Below are 23,846 nucleotides of genomic sequence, written 5' to 3' on the forward strand. Positions count from 1 at the left end.
GATCAGGCCCTGTCGGCGACGCTCAGCACGAGTTTTCCGTGCACCTTGCCCTCCTCCAGCCGGCGGTGGGCCTCGGCGGCGTCGCTCAGGTGCAGCCGCTCGATCGCCCGGGGCCGGAGACGGCCGTCGGCGACCAGCCGGTTGACGGCACTGGCGGCCTCGGCGAGCTCCCCGGCGGTGGCGTGCGAGATGGCGAAGCCGTGGATCGAACGGTCCCTCAGGTACAGCGGCCCCACCGGCAGCACGGGCCGGGAGCGCAGTCCGGCGAGCAGCACGATCCGCCCCCGCCCGGCGAGCAGGTCCACCGCGGTCTCCAGGTCGTTGGTGCCGGAGGCGTCGAGGTAGAGGTCGGCGCCCGCCGGGGCGGCGGCGCGGATGCGCCCGGGCACGTCGGGGTCCTGGTAGTCGATGACGTGGTCGGCGCCGAGTCCGCGGCAGTACCCGGCGTCCCGCGCGGAGGCGACGGCCACGACCCGGGCGCCCGCCGCGGCGGCCATCACCACCAGGGCGCTCCCGACGTTCCCGCCCGCGCCGACCACGACGGCGGTCTCGCCGGAGCGGAGCCGCCCGTGGGTGAACAGGCCGAGGTAGGCGGTCGCGGCCGGGTGGGCCAGCGCGACGGTCTCGTACGGATCGGCGCCCTCCGGCAGGCGGTACAGCCGGTCGACGGGCACCACCACCCGCTCGGCGGCGGCCCCCTGACGGCCGTCGTGGCCGAGGCTGTTGCACCACACCCGGTCGCCGGGCCGGAACCGGTGGACTCCGGTGCCGACCGCGGCGACGGTGCCGGTGAGGTCCCGGCCTATGACGAAGGGGAACGTGAGCGGGGTGCGCCAGGCGCCCGAGCGCACGAAGGTGTCGACGTGGTTGACCGAGACGGCCGTGACGTCCACCAGGACGTCGGTCGGCCCCGGTTCCGGCGTGGGCTGATCACCGTAACGGATGACGTCCGGAGATCCGAGCTGTTCAATGTAGGCAGCACGCATCATGGTCAGGGATTCTGGCAAAGAGGCCCCGGCCCCGTCCTCGAGCGGCCCGGACGCCGTCGCGGATCTGTCAGATCGGAACCATCTCTGTCAGATCCGCCCCGGTCAGACCAGGTTGAGACGGGCCAGTTCCCGCCGGGAGCCGACGCCCAGCTTGGGATAGGCCTTGTACAGATGGTGCTCGACGGTCCTGCGGCTGAGGAACAGCTGCGCGGCGATCTCCCGGCTGCTGTTGCCGCCGGCCGCCAGCCGGACCACCTGCAGCTCCTGCGGGGTCAGCCGGTCGAGGACGTTCTCCGCGGTGGCCCTGGCGCCCGTCGTCGCGTCACCCGCCGCCCGCAGCTCCGCACGCGCGCGCTCCGCCCAGGGCACGGCGCGCAGCCGTTCGAAGTCCTCCAGGGCGGACCGGAGCGTGTCACGGGCCTCGCTGCGGCGCCGGGCCCTGCGCAGCCACTCCCCGTACAGCAGCGCGGTGCGGGCCCGCTCGAAGGGCCGCCGGCCCTGTCCGTGCAGCCGGACCGCCTCCCGGTAGTCCTCCTCGCGCCCGTCGACCAGCGCCCGGCACCGGTGGGCCACCGCCAGCGCCCACGGCTGCCGGCCGGCCCGCGCCCAGGCCTCGAAGGCGCGCATCGGCCGCTCGGCCCGCTCGGACCGCCCGAGCCGCACCGCGGCCTCCACCTGATCGGCGACGGTGGCCATGGCCATCGCCATGTGGCGCTGCGGCCCCGGGCCGACGGCGGTCTCCAGGCGGCCGAGGGCCGCCTCGTAGTCGCCGCGCGCCAGTTCCAGCAGGCTCAGGGCGCTCTCGCCGGCCACCCGGCCGGCGTCGGGGACGTCCCGCATGAGGTCGCGGCAGCGCTGCTCGTCGCCCTCGATCGCCGCGATCCGGGCGGGAACGCCGTTGAGCCAGGCGACGCGCTCACGCAGTCCGGTGTCGCGGGCGATCTCCACGGCCTCGGCCACCGACGCCTCGGCGTCCCGGTGGGCCCCGGCCAGCACCTGGCGTTCCGCCAGCAGGTGCAGGGCCTGGGGCAGGGCCCCGATGAGGCCCTGAGCGCGGCAGCGGGCCACCTCGGCCGCGGCCAGTTCCATGGCCGTGGCGTCGTCGCCGAGCAGGATCGCGCTGTGCAGGGCGCGCGTGCGCGCCGCGTCCGAGCCGTCCTGGCCGGCGGCGACGGCGCGCTCCAGCAGGGGCAGTCCGCGGGCGTAGTCGTCGTCGACGAGGTGGGCCATGCCCTCCACCATCGGGTCGGCCTCCCCGAGGGACGCCAGCCGCTCGGCGGCCTCCCGCACGGAGTCCGCGTCGCCGGCGAACCAGCCGTACGTGGCGCCGGTGCGGAGCATGGCGGGGCCGAGGCCGGGGTCGGCCGCGTGCGTCCGCAGCAGCAGGCGGGCGGCCTCGCGCTGGTCCCCCGACTCGAACATCACGGCGGCCCGTACGGGGGCGAGCCGGGCCAGGTCCTCCGGTTCCGGGGTCGACCGCTCGGCCTGCTCGGCCAGGTCCCGGGCCTGGCCGGCGTGCCCGGCGTTGAGTGCGCAGGTCGCGGCGTCGGTGAGCCGGCGGATCTGGGCGCGGCGGTCGGGGGTGAGCCGGGCGGCCTGCTGGTGCAGGAGCGAGGCGGCGGCGTAGGCGCTGCGGTCGGCGGCCCGCTCGGCGGCGGCGACCAGTTCGGAGGCAACCTCGTCGTCGGGTGAGGTCGTGGCCAGCGGCAGGTGGCGGGCCCGGCAGTCGGGGTCCTCCGCGGCGTCGGCCAGCGCCTGGTGGACGGCGATCCGCCGGGCCAGTACGGCTCCCTGGTAGGCGGCGGTCCCGATCAGCGGGTGGCGGAACACGACGGTGCTCTCGGTCACCTGGATCAGCCCCGCCCGCTCCGCGTCCTCCAGGGCCTCCAGACCCACGCCGAGCGTGCGGGCCGCCTTCATCTGCAGCGGCAGGTCGCCCCGCCCCTCGGCCGCGGCGAACAGCAGCGCCAGCCGCGTCTTCTCGGGGAGCGCGGCGATCTGGGTGCGGTACGACGACAACACCCGGTCGGCGACGGTCACGGGCGTGAAGCTGCCGGGGTCGTCGCGGCGGGCGGCGCCGAACTCGATGAGCGCCAGTGGGTTCCCGGCGGACTCGGCGATGACCTGGTCCCGGAAAGCGGGGGGCAGCCCCAGGTCGGCGAGGAGACTCACCGCGTCGCCGGTGTCCAGCCGGGAGGGGCGCAGTTCGGCGAGCCCGGGGGCGGCGAACCCCTCGTCCCGGGTGGCGAACACCATGGCCACCTGCTCGGCGGCGAGCCGGCGGGCGGCGAAGAGGAGCGCGTCGGAGGTGGCCTGATCCAGCCACTGGGCGTCGTCCACCAGGCACAGCAGCGGCCCCTGCTCGGCCAGGTCCGCCAGGAGCGTGAGCACGGCCAGCCCGGTCAGGAACCTGTCCCGCGTGCGGGTGCGGCCCGCCCCGAGGACCGCCCGCAGGGCGTCCGCCTGGGGTTCGGGCAACCCGTCCAGCCGGTCCTGCACCGGCCACAGCAGCTGCACCAGCCCGCCGAAGGCCAGGTCCGCCTCCGGCTCGACCCCGGTGACCCGCAGGACCCGCATGCCCGACGCCGACGCCGTCTGCGCCGCCCGGTCGAGCAGGGCCGTCTTCCCGATGCCCGCCTCACCGCGCAGGACCAGGGCGCCGCTGCGTCCCTCGCGGGCCCGGGCGGTCAGTTCTTCGAGCGCCGCGATCTCGGTGGACCTGCCGTACAGCACGTAGGTGCCCCCACTCCCCGTGATGCGGCCCACCGGTAGGCAAGCCGTGCCGACGTACGTACCCGGTTTCAGAAATCTTACTGATTCGGCCTGACCTCCCCCCTTCCTACGGTGTGAACAAGCCGGTTCCCCGATGGAGGAGATCGTGAGCCACTTCTTCGAACCGCTGCCCCTGGGCAAGCTGACGCTGCCCAACCGGCTCGTCATGGCGCCGATGACGCGCAGCCGGGCCAGGGGCGGCGTACAGACCCCGCTGGCGGCCGACTACTACGGACAGCGCGCCGGAGCGGGCCTCATCATCACCGAGGGCACGCAGCCCTGCGTGATCGGGCAGGGATACATCGACACACCGGGCGTGCACACGCCCGAGCAGGTGGAGGCATGGCGCCGGGTGACCGACGCGGTGCACGAGCGGCAGGGCCGGATCTTCGTGCAGATCATGCACTCCGGCCGTATCGGGCACCCGAGCCTCTACCCCGACGGCGCGCTGCCGCTGGCCCCCTCCGCGGTGGCCTCGGGCGGCCGGATGTACACGCCGGAGGGCATGCTGGACCACCCCACGCCCAAGGCCATGGACCTGGAGGACATCGCCCGGGCGGTGGAGGACCACGTCTCCGCCGCCAAGTACGCGATGGACGCCGGGTTCGACGGTGTGGAGCTGCACGGAGCCAACGGCTACCTGATCCACCAGTTCCTCGCCGACAACACCAACCTGCGCACCGACGCCTACGGCGGCAGCGTCGACAACCGCATCCGCTTCGCCGTCGAGGTCGCCCAGGCGGTCAGCGACGCGATCGGCCCCGAGCGGGTCGGCATCCGCCTCTCCCCCGCCAACACGACCAACGGCATCGAGGAGAGCGACTCCGCCACGCTGTACGAGGCCCTGATCCGCGCCCTGGCGCCGCTCAGCCTGGCCTACGTCCACCTGATGGAGTTCGGCGGCCGCGACATCACGAAGCTGATCCGGCGCGAGTGGCCGGGCGTCCTGATCCTCAACCCGCACGCCACGGGCGAGGAGGCCGCGGTGACGCCCGAGGCCGCCGAGGCGGTCCTGGCGGAGGGCCTGTGCGACGCGGTGAGCATCGGCTCGCTGTGGCTCGCCAACCCCGACCTGCCCGCGCGGATCAAGGCCGGCGGTCCCTACAACACGCCCGACCCGGAGACCTTCTACGGAGGCGACCACCGGGGCTACACCGACTACCCGACGCTGGACAGCTGATCCCCCGGGCAGGCGGCAGCGGGGCTCCCGGTCGGCGCCCGCCCCACCCCGCTCCCCTCCTGCCCCGATCCCCGGCTCCCTGGCCCGGCCGGCGCCTTCTCCCCCGAAGGGCTGCACGCCGGACCGGGCCAGGGTGGTCCAGCGACGACCGACCGCTCAGGGAGCACCGATGAGCAACTCACTCGCCGAGTCCGGCGCCCAGGGTCCCGCCGCGCCGGGCAGGAAACCTCACGCAACCGACACCCGCGGCCCGTTCCGCGGACCCGCGGCCCTCTGGCTGGCCCTCATGGCCGGCCCGCTGTCCTTCGGTATCGCGGGCCCCGCCCTGGTCCTGGACGACGCCGCGCGGGACCTCGGCGTCTCGACCGGCGCCGCCACCTGGACGGTGACCGCGTTCGGCTGGGGCATAGCCGTCGGAACGCCGCTGCTGGCCGGGCTGCTGGACCGCCGGGGGGCTCGCGCCGCCCTCACCGCCTGCGGTCTGCTCGTCCTGCTGGGGGCGGGCCTGGTGGCCGGCGTCCCCGTGCTGCCGGTGCTCGCCCTGGGAACCGCCCTGATGGGCCTCGGCACGGCCGGCCTCACGGCGACGGCCATGAGCCTGGCCGGCTCGCCCCGCGCCATGGGACTGGTCACCGCCTCGCTCGCCGTGGTGGGTTCGACGGCCCCGCTGGCCGGTTCCCTCGTCAACGACCTGCTGTCCTGGCAGGCCGCCCTCGCGCTGCCCGTGCTGAGCGCCGTGGCCGTGCCGTTCGCCGTGGCCCGGTGCGCGCACGGCGCCCCGGTCACCCGGGAGCCGTTCGACCCGCTGGGCGCGGTGCTGCTGACCGCGCTGGTCACCGCGCTGGTGTTCGTGCCGCACCAGCCCCTGGCCGCCGGGGTCTGCTCCGTCCTCGCCGCGGGGCTGCTGGCGGCCCAGATGCGCGCACGGCCGCGGGGTTTCGTCCCCGCCGTCCTCGTCCGCAACCCGGGCTTCCTGGTCTCGGCGGGACTCGCGCTGTGCCTGGCGGTGGTCAACTTCGGCATGATGTACGCGATTCCGAAGCGGCTGGAGGACCACACGTCGTGGTCCACCAGCGAGATCGGCGTCGCCATGGTGTGGCCGCTGCTGCTGGGCGGCGCCCTGTCCTGGTTCGTGGTGGCGGTCTCGGCGGCACGGGCGGGACGCCGGGTCGTGATCACCGCGCTGGTGGGTCTCGCCCTCGCGGGAGCGGTGCTGGCGGCCGTCGGCACCTCCGCCGCGGTCCTGCTGGCCGCCCAGGCCCTGACGTCGATCGCGGCGGCCTCGGGCCAGGGAGCGTTCGCAGTGCACGCCACCTCGGCTGTCCCCGACGCCCAGCGTCCCCCGGCCATCGGCCTGTTCAACCTCGCCTATCTCCTCGGTGCCGCCTTCGGCCCCGCCATCGTCTCGCTCCTGTCGCTCTGACCGCCGGCGGTCTCGATCCGGGCGTGCCGTCACACCACGCAGGTGTGACGGCACACACCCGTTTCCCGGAATCTCACTGCATACGTCAACTGGCATACTTCCATGGGGGGTTCGTGGGTAACAGCGAGCCGTGAGCCTGCTCGGCCGCCATCGTGGCGGTCCGCAAGTCCTCAGGCCACCACGTGGGGGGAGAGGCTGTGGCTCTCGGTTCGCGGGCGCGGTTCGCGCAATGCACGCGGGTGTTCCCCCCGTTGCACCGGTGGAGCTGCGGCCCGTGCGACTCGGCCTCGTGCACCGTCACTGCCAGCGATTGGGAATCGAGACACCGGAGGACCTCGTGTCGGGGACGAAGGACGAAGCGGTGGCGGCTGTGCTGGCCCTGCTGGACCTCCTGGCCGGTGAGGGGTCGGCGAACCGGTTCGAAGCCGTGGTCGAGGAGGCGCGAAGACAGGGCGTGACCGGCGCCGACCTGCGCACGGTGGAACGGATCAAACGACTGGCTCTGGGCATCCAGGCCCGGCTCGAGCGTCGTCAGCAGTGGAGCGCCGCCCTCGCCGCGCTCGTCGACACCGCCTCCGATCTGGCGAGCCCGCACACGGTCGAGGACACCCTCAAGATCATCACCCGCCGGGCGCGGCTGCTGCTCGGTGCCGACGTCTCGTGGGTCACCCTGCCCGCCACCGACGACGGGGCGTTCCGGCTGCACTCGCTCGACGGTCACGTCACGATGCTCAACACGCGGCTGCGGTTACCGGAGGGAGCCGGGCTCGCGGCCGCAGTACTGGCACACCGCGCGCCGCTGTGGACCTCCGACTATCTGACGGACGAGAGTTTCCGGCACGCCGCCGAGCTCGATGAGTGGATCGGCGCCGAGGGACTGCACGCCGTACTCGCCGTGCCGTTGAGCCGCGGCACCGCCTTCGCCGGATCGCTGCACGTGGCGGACCGCAGCGTGCGCCACTTCTCCGTGGACGAGATAGCGCTGGCGAACATGCTCGCCGAGATCGGCGGTGTGGCGCTGTCACGGGCCGTGTACCTGGACGAGACACTCGCGGAGATGTCGGCCCTGCGGGACCGGCTGTCGCGCGCCGAGGCGGACCTGGCCGACGCGCGCGGGCTCACCGAGGCCCAGGGGGCGTTGCTCGCCCTGGCGCTCGACGGCTGTGCCCCGCAGCTGCTGGTGGAGGAGTGCCACGTCAGACTGAGGGCTCCGGTGCTGTTGTGCGGCCCGCACGGTACGACGATCGCCGCGGCCGGTGACCTGTCCGAGCACGGCGAGGCGTTCGCCCGCGCCAGGAAGGCCACCGGTGTCCTGCTGGATCCCGCCCCCGTCCTCCTCCAGGACGGCATCTGGTCCGTGCCGGTCCTCGCCGGCGGTCACCACCTGGGCGTCCTGTACGTCCAGGCCGGTCCGGCCCTGACCGCCGACACCGCGGAACTGCTGCGGTACGCGGCGCGCGTCGTCGCGGTGCTGCTGTCCCTGCAGGAGGGCCGGGGCCCTGTGGACGGGCAGTTCCGGGACGAACTGCTCGAAGACCTGCTGATCAGTGTGCCTCGCCCCCGGGATCTGCTGGAGCGGCGCGCCCGCCGGCTGGGCATCGGACTCGATCAGCCGCACGTCGTCGTGATCGCCCGCGTCGAAGGGGGCGTGCAGGCACACGCGGTGAGCCGGGCATCGACCTGCGCACGCCGTCTGAACGGGCTCCAGACGACGCACGAAAGCGACATCGTGCTGCTGCTGCCGGGCACCGACCCGGGCGCCGCCGCCCGGACGGTGCACGACGAGCTGTCGTCCCTGCCCGGCGGTCCGCCGACGGTCAGCGGTTCCGGACCCGTGTCGGACCCCGGTGCGGTCCTCCACGGGTACCGGGAAGCGGCACGCTGCCTCGACGCGATGACCGCCCTGGGCGCCACGGGAACCTCCGCCTCGACTCACCAGCTGGGGTTCCTGGGGCTGCTGCTGTCGGACCACGTGGACGCCGACAGGTTCATCCAGAGCACCATAGGAGCCGTGCTCGACTACGACGCGCAGCGGCTGACGGAACTGATCCGCACCCTGGACGCCTACTTCGACACCGGCGGCAGTCCCACGTACGCGGCCGAGCAACTCCACGTGCACCCCAACACCGTGGCCCGCCGGCTGGAGCGCATCGGTGAGCTGATCGGCTCGGACTGGCAGAAGCCCGAACGCGCCCTGGAGATCCAGCTTGCGCTCCGCATGTCCCGGATACGGCGCGTGCTGCGGGAACACGACGAGTCGGCCCGGGGTCAGGACGCATAACCCAGTTCGGCGTCGTCGGTGTCGCCCAGGGCCGCCAGGACGTGCGCGGCGGACGCGAGGGTGACGTGGCGGTGCCAGCCGCGGTAGGAGCGTCCGGCGAAGTCGCGGATCCCCACCTGGTCGGCTCCGTGGGCGAGGTCCTGGTCGACCCGGGAGATCATCCCCCGTAACCGCATCAGGAACGCGGGCGGAACCGACGTCAGGTCGGTCAGCCACACCTCCCGGGGCCGGCGCCGGTCGTTGTTCCCCAGTCCCAGCAGAAGCAGGTCACCGTATCCGCGGCCGGCCCGCCGGCCCGCAGGGGCGGGCAGCGCCACCCGTACGGCAGTGACGAGCCCGGAGCACCTGACCGTCCCCGCGCCGTCGCCCGGCCACACCACCGGCCGCTGCAGGCCCCGGCTCGCGCTCATGATCTGGTGCACCGGCCTGGGGGTGGTGTCGAAGCCCTTCAGCGCGGGGTCCCTCACCGACAGCCGCAGGGAGTCGTTCACCCTGAGCATCATCTGCGTGCCCCGGTCGAGGAGGTGCGACACCGTCGGGGTGATGTCACCGCCGCGGGCGTCCATCACCAGGGGGCGGGACGGCAGTCGCCAGGCCGCCGTCTCCAGATAGGCCCGGAGCGAGCACTCACCGAGGGTCTCCGCCGACGCGTCGTCCGGTATGGACGCGCGGCGCCGGCGGTCCTCGGCCAGCCAGGCCGGGGAGAGCTGCAGCCGCCAGTTGACCGGCACGCTCGCCTCCTCACCGACCGCCCATACGCCCGCGGCCTGCTGGGCGTTGAGCATCTGCCCGTGCTCCGGGAAGAAGCGCCGCTCCACTCCGACGGAGTGCCGCCCGGCCTTGGGGATGACCATGGGCCGCACCACCCACGCCTGGGGCGGGGCCACACTCACCGTGTACCAGGCCAGTGCCCGGCGCACCGGGCCCCATTCCCAGCTCGAGTCGCTGATGAAGTGGTGCAGACTCTGCTCCGTCGCCTGTCCTCCGACGAGCGCGGCGATATTGCGTATCGACTTGCGTCCCCTCACCTCCAGCAAACCGCGTATGTAGTCCATGCCCTTACGACGTTGGTCGCTGCGGGGCAGGGAGGCGAACAGCAGTGAGCACATCTCCGGCAGCGACACGTTGCACGGAGGTGCGTATGACGGTTCGTGCCTGGTCGGACTCTGTGCTTGGTCAGGGCTCAGCGCGACCACACTCATGAACGGACTCTCCATCGGGGGTAGACGAAGACGATCCGAAGGGCTGCCCGTCCAATGTGCGGCAGGCGGGGTTCCCGTCCCAGGTACACCGGGCACAGGACTTGTGACGGACGGCGGTGGCCGGGCCACCACCGCCTCCTTCTCCCCCGCGGATCCCTGTCCGGAGCGCACGGTTCGGAAGGTGCCCGGACCACCGTCCTGGCCGGCGGGCGTCTCCGCGGAGCCCGGTGACGGGCGACTTGACGAAGTAGCGCCGGCATCGGGCGCCGGGCACCGCACGCGCGTCACCATGGGATTCCACGACGCGGCACACACCGCGAGGACCCCGGTGTGGTCCCGCTACCAAGGAGGACACCATGAGTGCTGCCCCTGAGCCACGGCCCGTCACCGTCTGGTCGGATCTGGGGTGCCCCTGGGCCACCCTCGCCCTGCACACGCTGCGCACCGCGGCCCGAGCACGGGAGCAGGACCTCCTGATCGACCACCGGGCCTTCCCGCTGGAGTTGTTCAATCACCAGCCCACGCCCAAGTTCATCGTGGAGCCCGAGATCGTGGTGATCTCCGCGCACCGTCCCGACCTCGGCTGGCGTCCGTGGGCCGGGCGGGAGTACGACTACCCCTCGACGATGCTGCCCGCGATGGAAGCCGTCCAGGCCGCGAAGGACCCGTCCGTCGGTGGCCTGCGCGGCAGCGACGAACTGGACGCCGGACTGCGGCACGCGTTCTACGCCGAGAGCCGGTGCGTCAGCATTCCCTCCGAGATCCTCGACGTCGCCGCGAGGTGTGAGCACGTCGACGAACAGGCCCTGGCCCGCGCTCTTGAGCGCGGCGCCGGCCGCGCGGAGATCTACGAGCAGTTCCGCGTCGCCCAGGGGCCCGGCATCCAGGGCAGCCCCCACCTGTTCGCGCCCGGCGGGTACGCGGTCCACAACCCCGGCGCCCACGTCCAATGGACGGGCGATCCCGACAAGGGGGGCCTGCCCCGCCTCGACCGCTACGACCCGTCGTGGGCGGAGGAACTGCTCGACCTGCTGGCCGAGGGGAGGCAGCCGACCGATGCCTGAGAGGGATCTTCGCGTCTCGACCGCCACGTACGACCGCTTGGCGGCGGCGGCCGCGGCAGAAGGCGTGACGGTGCGGGCCTACCTCGAAGGGTTGACGGAATGGATCGCGCCCGGACGGCCCGGACACCATGTTTCCGTGGCGAGGCCCGAAGCCGACCTGCGGCTGGTGTCGCTGGGCATAGACGCACCGGGTCCGGACGGACGTGAGTCCCCCGGAACCACGGCGCCCGGCTCCCCTTCCTGACCGGCCACGAGCCTCGGCCGCCCCCGCGTACCGCCCGGACACCCGGAGACGGCCGGTGCGAGCGAGGTACCGGTGTCAGCACGGCTGGGGAACACCGTTGCCACGAGCCGTCCGGTTCGAAGCGCCTGCGGGCGCCTCCGCGGCCAGTTCCCGGCCCACAGGCACCCGGTCCTCGGTGCAATGGCGCGCAGGTGATGTCACCTGTCCCGGCCCGGGCACGGCTCGCTGGAGCAGCGTCATCGGGGTCGAGCGGCAGACGAGCCGGGCTGTATGCCGGGTTCTGTTCCGGCGGATCTCCGCATGAAGGGAGCGTTCGTACTTATTGTGGACGCACCACAAAGCGCACAGGTTCAGAGAGGACGCGCGCTGCGCCTTCCAGATCAGCGAGCCGCCTCGCCAGCGTGGACTTCGCGAGCCGTGAGGGCAGGACGTCCGCAAACTTCAGCCCTTTGACCGCCCTCTCGTCAACCTCCGGCAGGCATAGATAGCCCGAGGTAGTGGCGCACACCTGTTCCCATTCATCCGGGCTGGCATTCTCACGCAGACGGACCCAACAGTCGTTCACTTGCTGAGCAGGCGCGGCGACTTCACCAAGAGTGGTCACAAGCGTGGCGTTCACCCGGTGACCGGCCCACGTCCACCACTTCACGTACCCACCCGAGCTTCTGGTGATTACGGTGCCTCGGGGGTGCACCTCTTCGAGAAAGCGCTCCCGCGCCTGGACCAGGTACTTCTCCGCACGTGGTGTGAGGTCGACCGGCGGGTTCGCACCGATAAGAACCTCTCGCACCGCCCGTGCCAGCTCGAAGGAGACACCGAAGTCGAATCCCGCCCCGCTCCACTTCGCCCTTCCACCGCTGTCGACGGGCTCGACAAAGCACCGTTTGCGCTTCCAGTCGATGTACGTGACCTGCCAGCTCCGCCCGGCGAGGAGCAGCCTCCGGGGACCGTCGATCTTCTCCGTGAGCAGACTCGGATCCGTCCTGCCGATTTCTCTGCGGCCCTGCAGCACGGTGAACTGCGGCGGCGAGGTGAAGACCGCCGTCAGATTCATGAAGTGCCGGTGGCCGAAGCGCCGTTCGGCTTCCGGGCCGATGAACAGCAGCCCGCCGTCCTGGTCCAGATACCCATTGTCGACCAGATGTCGGACGATTGGCTCGGCCGATCGGTCGAATGGGCCCAGACCGTTCCACCACTCCTCCCACAACTTGTCACCGACCCGGGACTCCTGCAGACACAGCGCCAGCAGTTGCTGAGCCACGATGTGCCGTGGCTCCGGCGGGGCGACGACCGGCTCCACCCACCCGCGCGACCACTGGAGGAGGAGGGCTGCCGCTCCCAGCAGTCCGTCCTGGTCCAGTGCCAGGAACAGGCAGTTGCGCGAGGTGCCGGGCCTGCGGCCGGTACGGCCGAGTCGCTGCAGGAAGGACGCGACGGTGGTCGGCGCGTCGATCTGGATCACTCGGTCCAGGTCGCCGACGTCGATGCCGAGTTCCAGCGTGCTGGTGGAGACGATGACGCAGTCCCTCGCCTCCGCGAAGGCCTCTTCGGCACGTCGGCGTTCGTCGACGGAGAGGGAGGCGTGGGACAGGAAGGTGGTCACGCCCTTGGCACGCAGCTTCTCGCCCAGTTCCTCGACGAGCCTGCGGGATTCGCAGAAGACGAGCCTCTTCTCGCCGCGGTGCAGTGCGGCGATCACAGTGGCGGCGTTGTCCGCCGAGCCGACGTAGTCGAGCTGGATGTCCGCGGCCGACGCGGAAGTGTTTCCCCTCCCGGCCTCCGGAGCGGCGAGATGGGGCGCCACGACCGTCGACGGCTGCCTCCCCGCCCCCGACCCCTGCAGCCACCGCAGCAGTTCGTCCGGGTTGCCGACCGTGGCGGACAGCCCGACCCGCTGGACGGGCCGCCCGACGACGCGCTGGAGCCGCTCCAGGACGGCCAGGAGGTGCCAGCCCCGGTCGTCCCCTGCGAAGGCGTGGACCTCGTCGACCACCACCGCGCGCAGCCCCGAGAAGAAGGAGGTGTGGTCGACGTTGGCGCTCACCAGCATCGCCTCCAGCGACTCCGGGGTGGTGAGCAGGACGTCGGGGCGCGCGGCGAGGATGCGTTTGCGGACGCCCGCCGTGACGTCCCCGTGCCACAGGGCCGCCGTGCGTCCCAGCCAGGACGTGTAGGTTTCCAGCCTGGGCAGCAGGTTGTTCAGCAGCGCCTTGAGCGGACACACGTACAGGACGGACGTCCCGGACCACCTGCTCTGCACCATCTTGGACAGCAGGGGGAAGGCGGCTGCCTCGGTCTTGCCGCCCGCGGTGGGTGCCAGCAGGATCGCGTCGTCGCCCGCGATCAGCGGTGCGATGGCTTCCTCCTGCAGCGGGCGCAGCCCGGACCACCCGAGGGTGTTGACGATGTGGTGGACGAGCGCCGGTTCCAGGCCGTCGATGCCGCTCACGGCATCTCCAGGTCGACGTCCTGGGCCCGTGCGGCGGCCGCGTTGCGTTCCACCTCGGTCAGCTCGCCGTCGGAGAGGGTGAGCGCGTAGTGCTTGCGGGGGTCGAAGTCGTCGAACTCGTCGACCCGGTCGAGCACGTCGGCGACGAGCTTGCGCAGGAAGACGCGGGGTGCGACGCCGACCTTGCCGCCGAGCCCGCCGGTGACGGCCGTCGCGAGTTCCATGAGGTAGGCGTCGTCCACCCGCTGCTCGACCCGCTGCGGATGCCGCGCCGCCCCCGCGTACAGGTCGCGCACGTGTCTGCCCAGCTCGCCGAGACGCGGCAGGTCGAAGCCGGGCAGCCGCAGCTGCACCGCGCGCGGGGAATCGAAGCGCGGATCCGTGGAGAAGTCGGTGGCCAGACGCTGGGCGAGCGGGAGGAGTCGCTGTACGCCCTGCTGCCCGTCGAAGAACGCCGGGGTGCCGGTGATGACGAGGAACAGTCCGGGGAAGCGTCCGGCGTCGATCTCGTCGAGCAGCTGCCGCAGCGCGTTGAACCCCTTCTCGCGCACATCGCCACGTACCCGCTGGAGCGTCTCGATTTCGTCGAGCACGACCAGCAGGCCGGGGTGACCGCAGTCCCGGAGCACGGTGAGCAGTCCCTGGAGGAAGCCGAGCGCGGCGAAGTGGTCCAGGTCACCGCGGACGCCGGCGGCCCGCCGGGCCGAGGCGGCGACGGATTTCTGTCCCCCGAGCCAGGCGACCAGGGCTTCCGCGGTCACGGCGTCGCCGGCCGTGACCGCGCGCCGGTAACCGCGCAGGGCTGCGGCGAACGCGGGGGTGGTGCGGGCGACGTCCGTGAGCCGGCGCTCCATCAACACGTCGACGGCGTCCGAGAGCGCCCCCTCGTCCTCCTCGTCGATCTCCCCGCCGTCGAGCACCTCCTCCTCCAGCGTGTAGAACCACGAGTCGACGACCGCGCGCAGCGCACTGGGACGGTGGGTCGCCGTGGACAGCCGCTCGGTGAGCCTGCGGTACACCGTCTCCAGCCGGTGCAGCGGCGTCTCCGTCTCGGAGATCTGCACCTCGGCGGTGGCGAGCCCGGCGCGTTTGGCCCGCTCGGCGAGCCAGCGCGCGAAGAACGTCTTGCCGGACCCGTACTCGCCCCGGACGGCGTGAAAGGCGGCGCCGCCCCGCGCCACCGTGGACAGGTCCTCGTCGAGGGCTCCGGTGAACCGGTCGAGGCCCACCGCGAACAGGTCCAGGCCGGAGTGGGGCACGGTGCCACGGCGCAGCGCGTCGACGACCTCGCGGCGCCGGACGGCGCTCACCTCGGGTGCGGAGCTCACTTGCTCTCCTCGGGGAAGAACTGGTCCCGCAGCAGCTTCACGTCGAGGCGGACGGTGTGCCCGGCGTCGATGAATCCGAGCACGGGGTATCCCTCGACGTTCAGCAGCCGCTGCAGGGTCGCGATGAAGCCGTCGATGTTGCGGCGGACCCGGCCCGTCGCGGAGACGGCCGCGGCGAGCGCCGCCGGTGACATCGTCTCGCCGGCGTCGGCGAGCGCGTCGACGACGGCGGCGACCACCTTCGCCTCGGGCGCCTTGCGGACGTACTCCTTCTGGGCCTCGTACACCTCACTGGCCACGACGCGGGCGCCGAGCGAGGCGGGGGCCGCGGGTGCGGCCTTCCCGTCCTCGGTGGGTGGGGCGACGTCGGTCTCGGCGAAGAGTCCCTCGCCCTCCGGCGCCGGCCGGAGGCTGCCGGTCCGTGCCTTGCCGGCGGGTTTCCGCTGTTCCTGCGTGACATCCGCGGCCGGGGCAGCGACGGGCTCTGGGGGTTGTGCCTGCCACCACGCCGGGACGGCCCGCTCGCGGGGCAGGGCCTCCCATCCCTTGGGCATCAGCGCCTTGTCGGGGAGGAGGACGAGCACCGGCACCGTCACCTCCGCCAGTGACGCCCCGCCGTGGTAGCCGGCCCTGCGGCCGGTGTAGCGGATGTCCTCCCGCCAGGGGGCGACGATGGTCCCTCCGCCTTCCGCCACCCGTGGACCGGTCAGCAGCACTTCCCCTTCGCCCGCCGCACCGGTGCGCCACCTGGCCGCGGCCGGTCCGGTTCCCGCGGCGGCGGACGCCGCGCCGGTGCCGCGTTCCAGCACGTGGCCGTGGTCCGCGACGAGCACGACCGGGCGCCCGTACCCCTTGGCGGTGGCGAGGAGTTCCCGCAGATAGGTGATGTCGTCGAGGCTCCAGCGGGTGCGCTGCCCCTGCTGGCCCTTGTCCAGCGCGTCGTCGATGGTGTTCAGCACGACGCCGACCACCGCGTCCGTGGCGAGTGCGGCCATGACCTCCTCGGAGAGGTACCGTCCGGCGTCCCCTCCGATCCCCGCCTTGTGGAAGAGGACGGCCTCCCTGCGGTGCGCCTTCCAGAAGGCCGTGAAGCCGGTGGTCTCCGCGGTCTGACTACCCCGGGTGGCCGAACCGGTGAGCAGTGAGGCGCGGCTGACCTCGGTGACCGAGGGCAGCATCGACACGGCCGCCTGCCGCCTCGGCGGCTGTCCCTCAGCGGGCGTGGGCACGGCCTCGGTCCATCCCTCGCGCTCCGCCTCCTCGCCGAGCTGGACGGCGACGGCGCTGCTCATGCCGTCCAGGACGAGGAGGAGGGGTGCCGCGCCCGTGGCGGCGACCGGCCGGACCGCTTCGGCCAGCACGTTCTCGACGAGCAGGCACCCGCCGGGGAACGGGGCCGTGGCGTGTTCGGCCCATGCGGCCAGCCGCCCGGCGAACTCCTCGTCCAGCCGCTCCCTGCGGGCCTTCACCGCTTCGTACAGGGCGCGGAAGTCACCGGCGGCGACCGGGTCGCCGCCGGGGTCTCCGGCCCAGAGCACGGCGGTCGCCCGGTCCGCCCAGCCCCAGTCCGCCAGGTGCGAGCGGACGCCGGCCGCGACCGAGCGGACCTCGGGCCGCGGAAGGGCGAGCCAGCGTGCCGCACGCACGGCCATGGACGCCGCCAGGTGGCGGTCCGCGTGAAGCCTGACCAGCGTGTGCTCGTTCAGTTCGTCGAGTGCGGCCTGGGCCGCCGCAGGGTCCTGCCGTGCCGCGGCGGCGGTCACCCGGCGCAGCTGGGCGGTGAAGCTCGACGGCAGGAAACGGTTGGTGGTGAGGCTCCGTGTCAGGCCCGCGTCCGCGGCCAGCTGGTCGGCGCGGTCGAGGACCGCGAAGACGCGTCGGCGTGCGTGGGCGTTGCCGTGGGCCTCACCGATCCAGCGGACGAGGGTTCCCTCGACCGCTTCGGTGAAGACGTGCAGTTCGCTGCGGCGCGGCATGACCTGCCCGAACAGTCCGCCGACGGCGAGCACCGTGTCCGGGTCGGCCGCCGGGTCGCGCAGGACGGCGCCCAGGAGCCCCAGGGCCATCGCGTCGTGTCCGCGGCCGGCTTCCACCAGCGACAGGAGGACGGGCACCGCGGGACCCGCGGTCTCGCCGAGCCACTTCTTGAGCTCGGCGCGTTCGGTGTCGTTCAGTTCGGCGAAGCGCATCGGTCCGGCGGGCGTGCGGGACCAGGCGAGCAGGGTGTCCGCGTCGACGGCGACGTCCTGGGCGGGTGTGGCGTCGTCGTCTCCGTCCCCGCCGAGCCCCAGTCGGGCCACCACGAGCGCACGCACCGCCGCGTCCCGGGTCAGGACGCCGGCGCAACGTCCCCACCCCTGTCCGGGCTCGGCCTCGAACAGGGCTTCCAGCAGCCACGCCTCCTCGCGTGCGTGCATGCGCGGGTCGAGACTCGACGCGCCGAAGCGCTGCATGACGATCTCGGCGTTGTCCACGGTGAGGGTGCGCCGCCTGACCGCGTGTCCCCGCAGGTCCCAGCCCAGTTGGTCGTCGCCGAGGCCGGTGGTCACCACCAGGACGTCGCCGTCGGCCGCCTTGTCCTGGTGCCGGGCCCACTCGCCGAGGATGCCGAGGACGGAGGACTGGTGGCTCACCCGTACCCGCCGGGTCTCCTCCCCCAGCGTGGTGGTGAACTCGACCGGGGCGCCCGTCGCGTACCGGCCGTGCACCAGGACGAGCCGTCGGTCCTTCAGGCCCTTGGCGTATGAGGAGAGCAGCGCTTCCACCGTGCGCCGGCCCACGGGAGGCAGCGTGGCGGCCATCAGCGCCCGTACTCCTCGGCGTCGACGGGCACGGGCCGCCAGGAGACCTGGACCCGGGTGCCGGGGTGGGCCTCCAGGTAGGCCTTGATCTCGTCCTGGACGTCGGCGAGTGCGGCGGAAAGGCTCGCTTCGAGCCGCGTCGGCTCCACCACGTGGGCGGCGCGGGGGCCCACCGGGCGGGCGCCGGAGTCGTCCTCCCGGGCCGGCGTCGGCACCGTGATGGGCCCGGGGGAGGGCACCGCCGGCTGCCCGTGCCGGGTGAGGCTGACGTCCTCGGCGGTCGGCTGCGGTTCCGGCACCGGCTGGGCGATCTGCGCCAGGCGCGCCACCTCGTTGACGAGGGCCAGGGCCTGTTCCTGCAGCCGGTCGAGCACGGGGACGAGCGAGCGGACCTGTTCGTGGTCGTGCGCGGTGTCGCGGACCAGCTCCACCAGCCGTGCCGCCCGCTCGCCCACGCCGTCGTCGCGCTGCGCGAAGGCGGCGACGCTCGCCAGCAGCTTCCAGTTGGTGTCGTCGAGCGCGCGCAGCACCTCGGGGGCCTGCTTGATCGCGGTTCCGATCTCCTGGTCGGTCACGTCGTAGGAGGCGGCGGCCAGTTCCCGGACGAGCGCGGTGGAGTCGGCCGGGCGCACCAGGCGGGCCAGGAGGTCGGCGGCCGCGTCGGTGGACTTCATGCGCGGGGAGTCGGCCCCGTGCGGTCCGCTCAGGCCGAGGGCTTCGGCGTGCCTGCGCAGCGAGCTGCGCATGCCGTCCACGGCCTCGCGGTAATCGCCCGCTTCCTTCAGGACCCCGCTGGCGAGCTTGGCCACGTTCCGTGCGAAGAGCACCGGCGGCACGGGCACGCCGAAGATCCGCCCGGCCCGCTCGCGTGCGGTCGCGAACTCCTCCTCGCTCGGCAGCCGCACGGCCCGCAGGCCGTAGCCGGGGCCGATCCGTTCGAGCTCGGGGGGCTGCGGGACCGGAGAGGTCTGGTAGACCCAGGTGCGGTCGTCCAGCAGGGCGTACGTCGCGATGATCAGGTTGCTGACGTTCTTGTCGAGGCCGGTGTAGCCGAGTTCGCCGATCCAGGTCCGGATGTCCTCGACGGACAGGTCGGATCCGGCCTTGGCGTCGGCGGCCTTCTGGTTGATGCGCAGCCGCCAGTCGCCGGTGAGGTTGAGGGGGCCGTCGTGGACCTCTCCGAGGCCCAGGGCGTGCACGATCCTCTTGACGACGGGCAGCTGGTGCTTGTCGACGACGACCCGGCGGGATCCGTCCTCCATCGCGCGCCCGATCCACTCCAGGGCGGTCTTCAGCTCGCGCGGGGTGACGGCCTTGCGCGTCAGCCCGGGGTCGAAGTCGGGGTGCTTCGGGTGCAGCACGCCGAACAGCTCGTCCGCGAGGGTGAGCAGGTTCTGCTCGAAACCGGCGCCCGCCTCCGGACGGGTGCGGGAGTACCCGGACTTGAGGCACCACAGGTGCTGCTGCTCGGGCACGTCCGCGCCCAGGTTGGCCGCCTCCGGCTTGGCGATGCCGTACAGCTGCTGCAGCACGGCGGTGAGCTGCGAGGTCAGGTTGTCGCTCTGCGCCTTGAGCTGGTGGCGGATCTGGACGCGCTCGTCGGCGGAGCGGGTGGCGGTCGCCTCGTCCAGCCGGTCGCGCTCCAGCAAGTAGTTGATCTTCAGCAGCCGGCCGAGCTGGGTCAGCTTCTGCTCGGAGAAGAAGTGGGGCAGCCACACGATCGTCGGGGCGTCCCTGCCGGCCCGCCGCAGGGCCTCGACGCGCTGCACGTCGTCCATCGGCGAGCGTCCCGGCTCGTCGAAGGGGTAGTCCATGACGAAGCGGATGTTGCCGTCGGTCTGCGGCTGGAACTGCTCGTCCGGCAGGTGGGGATCGCGCACGTTGCCGAAGACGAACTCGGCGGTCCGCCTGGTGCCCCGCCACACGATCTCGCGTTCGCACACGAACGCCTGGGTGTCCTTGATGCCGAGCGCGGCCCACAGCCGGTCCTTGACCCACTGGCGCCTGAGGCCGGGCTGGTCGGCGCTTCCCTGCACCTCTTCGAGCAGCGGCTCGACGTCCACGTCCGACAGGTGCAGGTGGAAGACGGGGTCGCCGGTGCCGTCGCCCTCGCTGCGCAGCTCGCCGAACTCGGTGGCCTGGAGCTCCTTCAGGGCCTTCGCCGCGTGCGAACCGGCCGACCCGATGCGTGCCTTGATGGTGCCGTGGTTGAGCGCCGCCAGCCGTCCGCCCGTCAGGCGCGTCAGGGCGGGCACGTTGGGCGCGAGGGCGGCGAGCAGCAGCGTCTTGATGAGCAGGTCGTCGCGCCGGTAGTGGGGGTGGTCGGCGGATCCGTACTTCTGCAGCAGATGGGCCCTGACCCGGGAGTGGAACCGCTCCGCGATCTCCGACTCCTTGCGGAGCTTGGCGGTGAACGCCTCGCCCCTGCCCTCGGAGATGACGTCCCACAGGTCGCCTATGGGGATCAGGTCGCCCATCTTCAGGTCGTCGCGCCGCCGCTTCAGCAGCTCCTGCACCAGCTTCAGACCGGTCCGCTCCCGCTGCAGCGCGCCCGCCAGGTCGACCAGCACGTTGAGCAGCGCGGGCGAGAGCGGGTACAGCGTGCGGAAGGAGTCCCAGTCGGCGTCGGTGCGCCCGTGCGCGTCGAGCAGGACCTGGCGCACCTCGTCCTTCGACGACTCGACGATCCTGAAGGCCTCGTCCCGGGCCTGCTCCATCCCCGGCTTGGGCGCGAGCACGCGGTGCTTGATGATCTCGACGAGGTTGCTGTCCTCGAGGTCGACGACGTCCAGGCGCCCTGCGAGGTACGTGATCTGCTGCTCGAGGTTCTGCACGTCGGCGCCGGCCACGTCCGAGCCGATGAGCTGGGACAGGTCACGCTGCCGGGAGATGAACGACACGATCGGCACCGGCCGGTCGCTGTCCCCGGACTCGATCAGCTTCACCAGCCGCTGCACCTGGTCGCGGACGAAGTCCTGCTCGCCCATGTGCGCCTGCAGCCACAGGATCAGCTCGTCGAGGAAGAGCACGATGCCGTCGTAGCCGAGCGACTTGGCGTGCCGGGAGATCACGGACAGTCCGTTCTCCAGCGGCAGGAACGCGTCCTTGTCGCCGCGGGCGCCCTCCGCGTAGGAGGCCATCGGCCCGGACAGCAGGGCGGACACGAGCGCGTCGCGGTAGGGGTCGCCGGCGGGGGCGGCGAAGGCGCGGTCGAGGTCGGCGGAGGTCCAGCTGCCGCGGTCCGGGACGTCCCCGGCGTCGAGGATGTCGAGGTCGTCCTCGTCGTCCTCGTGCGTGCCGGTCACGGCGCCGCCGGGGGCCACGGCGAGGGCGCCCTCCCCCAGCCACTGCACGAACTGGGCGTCGTCGGCGAGGAACGCGCGCTGCCGCTGCGCGTCCGCCAGCACGGCGTCGGCCCGGTAGACGGCGGGCGTCGGCCTGTCCGGGTGCCGGGTGCGCACGGCCTGCACGTATCCGCCGAGCAGCGCGGAGTCGAGGTCCGTCGCCCCGACGAGGTGGTACGGCACCATCATGAACCGCCGGTCGCGCAGCCAGTCGTCGTGCTCGGCGATGACCTCCTGCAGGCGCGGCTTGGCGCGGGCGGCCGGGTTGTTGTTCAGGACGGCGTGCAGCACGGTCAGGAAGTGGCTCTTACCGGCGCCGAAGGAACCGTGCAGGTAGGCGGCGTGCGAGTTGCCCGAACGGACGGCCGTCCCGACGAGCCCGAGCGCCTTGCGGAACGCCCCCTGGAGCTGGTCGGTGACCACGTATTCGGCGACCCGGGCGTCGGTCTCCGTGAACCCGCCGGAAAGTTCGATCTTGAAGTCGCCGGCATGGACGTCTTCCTTGATGTCGATGACATCCCGCAGGAAGAGCTCGCTGGTGGGCATTCGGCTCTCGTTCCCTCTCTCGACGGGCACCCGGATCACACGGCGTCGCGCGCGACCTCCCATCTTGCCAGTCTTGGCCTGCCTTGCGCCCGGGCCAGGGGCAACTCCCGTGATCTTGCGGTCACCTTGCGCGACGATCGGCGAGGGTGCTGTCGCTCACCGTGGACGGAGGGGTCCCTGCGGCGGGGAGCGGTCACATCCGGTGACGCCGTGTCGTGGCCGGGAACGGCACCGGAGCGGGGACGCGGTCTTGTGGCCGCCGTCTCACGCCTCCGACAGTGAGATCCGGCGATGCGGCCTGATGCCGTGAGGGGGCGATCTCGTGGGGGCGGGGACGGGAGCCGGGACCGGGGGGATCGACGAGCTGCTGCGGGACCGTCTGCTGATCATGGTCAACGACCGGTCGGCGAACGAGGTGCTGCCGCACGTTCCGGCCCGTACGGGCGGGCTGGTGGTGACGGGCGCCGACGCTCCTGTGCGGTGCAGGGCGATACGCAACGCCTACCCGGAGACGGTCGTGGTCATGGACCACGAGAGCCACACTCGGCGGACCGCCACGGCTGACGCACCCTTCGGGCTCAGGACCGCGTACGGCTGGCGCGACCTGGACCTCACCGGACTGGATGAGGTTCTGGACGGCCAGCGCGACAACAAGGCGTCCTATGCCGTGACGCCGACCTGCTTCGTCCCGGCCGACGAGGCCGGAGGCGCACCGGTGCTCGGTGCCGTGATCGGTCAGGCGAACCGGCTGCACCGTGAGGACACGGTGGTGTTGCTGCCGTGCAGCTGGCGATGGTTACGGCGCTCCTCCCTGCCGCTGCTCGCTGACCGGATCCGCGCGTGCCGGCATCCGGTGGCGCTGATCATGCAGGCGAAGGACGACCCGATGGAGCGTGAGCAGGCAGCCGAGGGACTGCGTCAGTTGTGCCGTTCCTGCCCCCGACTCGTGGTGTGGCGAACCGACCTGGCCGCCTTCGACGCGATGGCGCACGGGGCGCTGGGTGCGGCGGTCGGCGTTTCGGCCGCGCTCCGGCACGGCGTGGCTCCGCGGCCGGAGAACGGAGGAGGCGGCCACAAGCCGTATCCGGTGGTCCTGGTGCGGCGCCTGCTGCGTTACCACCGGGTGGCGACGCTCCAGGACTGGTTCGCCCACGTCGATCCGTGGACCTGCGACTGCGCGGTGTGCAAGGGGGCACCCCTTACCCGTTTCACGGACCACGACGCCGACGTGACCGTCGCCCTGCGGCACAGCGTCTGCGAGCTGTACGCACTCCACGAGGAGTTGGACGCGACACTGGCCGGCGACGAACGCCTCGGCTGGTGGCGCCAGCAGCTCGCGGACGCCTGGGAGCACCACCGCCTGCTGGCCGCCCGGACGGGCACGGAGGTCCCCTTCCCGAAGGTCCTCCAGGCCTGGCGGCGCCAGAGTCCGACGGCACTGCCCGGAACGGCCGGGGAACAGCGGGGTCAGAAGCGGTCCGGGCCGAGCTGACGCCAGGCCTGTTCGTGGAAGAGCCACTGGGCGGCCGAGTGCCGCTCGGGCCGGTAGGGGGCGGGTTCCAGCAGCCAGCGCAGCGACCCCGTCGGCTCGTGCAGGGCGACGCCGACGCCGTAGAAGCGGGCCTTGAGGAGGAGCAGGTCCATGTCGGTGCGCGGCTCCCGTTCAGGCGCGGGGTGCGACACGACGACCCCGCGGGCGCAGAACGGTGCGAACTGCGAGGCGTCCCGGACGGCGGCGTCCCACGCGCGGGGGGAGATGCCGCGCGGCCCGTGGACGAGGACCAGCTCGACGCGGGCGGCGGGCGCGAGACGCCGCACGACGACACCCTGCTCCCCCCACCCCACGACGCCGGGCGGTGCGGTGTGCAGCGTCCGCAGGGCGTGAGCACCGAGTGAGGACTGCGGCACCGGCAGGTCCACGGGCAGGTCCTGGAGGACGGTGAGCAGCGCCCGGCTGTCGACGGCACCGAGGCCGGCCGAGGAGCGGCGGCGTGCCTCGTCGGCGAAGACGGTGACGGCGGCCTGCACCTGCTGCCCGCGCAGCCTGAGTCCGACGAGCGCCTGCTCGGCCAGCGGCATGTCTCGTGTCCTCGTCCTGGTCGGTCGGGCGGAAGGGCTGGGTGCGGTCGGTGCCGCATGCTTCCGTGTCTATCAGTCCCGCCCGTCGCGGGCACATCCGTCGCTTTAATCCGCCCACGCGGCTGCTGCCCGCTCCAGAATGCG

The 23,846-nt window shown here is 72.6% G+C and carries 13 protein-coding genes; 5 read left to right on the plus strand and 8 right to left on the minus strand.

Annotated elements, in window-relative coordinates; all coding sequences use genetic code 11:
* Nucleotides 1-2: 2 nt before the first annotated feature.
* Both ACIQ8B_RS01740 and ACIQ8B_RS01745 read right to left on the minus strand, forming a co-directional pair.
* Complete coding sequence (locus ACIQ8B_RS01740) at nt 3-986, minus strand: NADPH:quinone reductase (protein ID WP_403544763.1); 984 nt, start codon at nt 984-986, stop codon at nt 3-5.
* Nucleotides 987-1,091: 105 nt separating this feature from the next.
* The gene (locus ACIQ8B_RS01745) at nt 1,092-3,722 is read right to left on the minus strand and encodes an ATP-binding protein (RefSeq protein WP_403544490.1); all 2,631 of its coding nucleotides are present in this window, start codon (nt 3,720-3,722) and stop codon (nt 1,092-1,094) included.
* A gap of 133 nt (nt 3,723-3,855) precedes the next feature.
* Here ACIQ8B_RS01745 and ACIQ8B_RS01750 point away from each other — a divergent pair, with 133 nt between their 5' ends.
* The 3 genes from ACIQ8B_RS01750 to ACIQ8B_RS01760 all read left to right on the plus strand — a co-directional run bounded on the left by ACIQ8B_RS01750 (nt 3,856) and on the right by ACIQ8B_RS01760 (nt 8,645).
* Complete coding sequence (locus ACIQ8B_RS01750) at nt 3,856-4,941, plus strand: alkene reductase (protein ID WP_290004527.1); 1,086 nt, start codon at nt 3,856-3,858, stop codon at nt 4,939-4,941.
* A 169-nt stretch (nt 4,942-5,110) separates the two neighbouring features.
* Nucleotides 5,111-6,364, plus strand: coding sequence for an MFS transporter (locus tag ACIQ8B_RS01755; protein ID WP_403544492.1), 1,254 nt, complete (start codon nt 5,111-5,113; stop codon nt 6,362-6,364).
* 361 nt (nt 6,365-6,725) lie between these two features.
* Complete coding sequence (locus ACIQ8B_RS01760) at nt 6,726-8,645, plus strand: helix-turn-helix domain-containing protein (RefSeq protein WP_403544494.1); 1,920 nt, start codon at nt 6,726-6,728, stop codon at nt 8,643-8,645.
* Here the strand turns inward: ACIQ8B_RS01760 and ACIQ8B_RS01765 are convergent.
* Entirely contained in the window at nt 8,633-9,754 is a 1,122-nt protein-coding gene (locus ACIQ8B_RS01765) for an IS701 family transposase (RefSeq protein WP_403544496.1), read from the minus strand. The genes ACIQ8B_RS01760 and ACIQ8B_RS01765 overlap by 13 nt on opposite strands.
* Before the next feature lie 449 nt (nt 9,755-10,203).
* Between ACIQ8B_RS01765 and ACIQ8B_RS01770 the strand changes: the two genes are divergently transcribed.
* Nucleotides 10,204-10,911, plus strand: coding sequence for a DsbA family protein (locus ACIQ8B_RS01770; RefSeq protein ID WP_403544498.1), 708 nt, complete (start codon nt 10,204-10,206; stop codon nt 10,909-10,911).
* A 563-nt stretch (nt 10,912-11,474) separates the two neighbouring features.
* Here ACIQ8B_RS01770 and ACIQ8B_RS01775 read toward each other — a convergent pair.
* Genes ACIQ8B_RS01775 through ACIQ8B_RS01790 form a run of 4 tightly spaced genes read right to left on the minus strand, consistent with a single transcriptional unit; the run spans nt 11,475 to nt 21,623 of the window.
* Nucleotides 11,475-13,604, minus strand: coding sequence for a DEAD/DEAH box helicase (locus ACIQ8B_RS01775; protein ID WP_403544500.1), 2,130 nt, complete (start codon nt 13,602-13,604; stop codon nt 11,475-11,477).
* Complete coding sequence (brxD, locus tag ACIQ8B_RS01780; RefSeq protein ID WP_403544502.1) at nt 13,601-14,932, minus strand: BREX system ATP-binding protein BrxD; 1,332 nt, start codon at nt 14,930-14,932, stop codon at nt 13,601-13,603. Before brxD ends, ACIQ8B_RS01775 begins: the two co-directional genes overlap by 4 nt.
* Nucleotides 14,929-17,733 (minus strand): BREX-2 system phosphatase PglZ, encoded by a 2,805-nt coding sequence (gene pglZ, locus ACIQ8B_RS01785; protein WP_403544504.1) that lies wholly within the window; start codon nt 17,731-17,733, stop codon nt 14,929-14,931. Before pglZ ends, brxD begins: the two co-directional genes overlap by 4 nt.
* Entirely contained in the window at nt 17,733-21,623 is a 3,891-nt protein-coding gene (locus ACIQ8B_RS01790; RefSeq protein WP_403544506.1) for a PglY protein, read from the minus strand. Before ACIQ8B_RS01790 ends, pglZ begins: the two co-directional genes overlap by 1 nt.
* A 322-nt stretch (nt 21,624-21,945) precedes the next feature.
* On the opposite strand from ACIQ8B_RS01790, the gene ACIQ8B_RS01795 reads away from it, so the two are divergent.
* Complete coding sequence (locus ACIQ8B_RS01795) at nt 21,946-23,115, plus strand: hypothetical protein (protein ID WP_403544508.1); 1,170 nt, start codon at nt 21,946-21,948, stop codon at nt 23,113-23,115.
* On the opposite strand, the gene ACIQ8B_RS01800 is transcribed toward ACIQ8B_RS01795, so the two are convergent.
* Nucleotides 23,091-23,702 carry a hypothetical protein gene (locus tag ACIQ8B_RS01800; RefSeq protein WP_403544510.1) on the minus strand — a complete coding sequence of 204 codons (612 nt, stop codon included), beginning with the start codon at nt 23,700-23,702 and terminating at the stop codon, nt 23,091-23,093. The genes ACIQ8B_RS01795 and ACIQ8B_RS01800 overlap by 25 nt on opposite strands.
* Between the last annotated feature and the right edge of the window lie 144 nt (nt 23,703-23,846).

It is taken from the genome of Streptomyces sp. NPDC096105, assembly GCF_044763335.1.
Classification (GTDB): Bacteria; Actinomycetota; Actinomycetes; order Streptomycetales; family Streptomycetaceae; genus Streptomyces.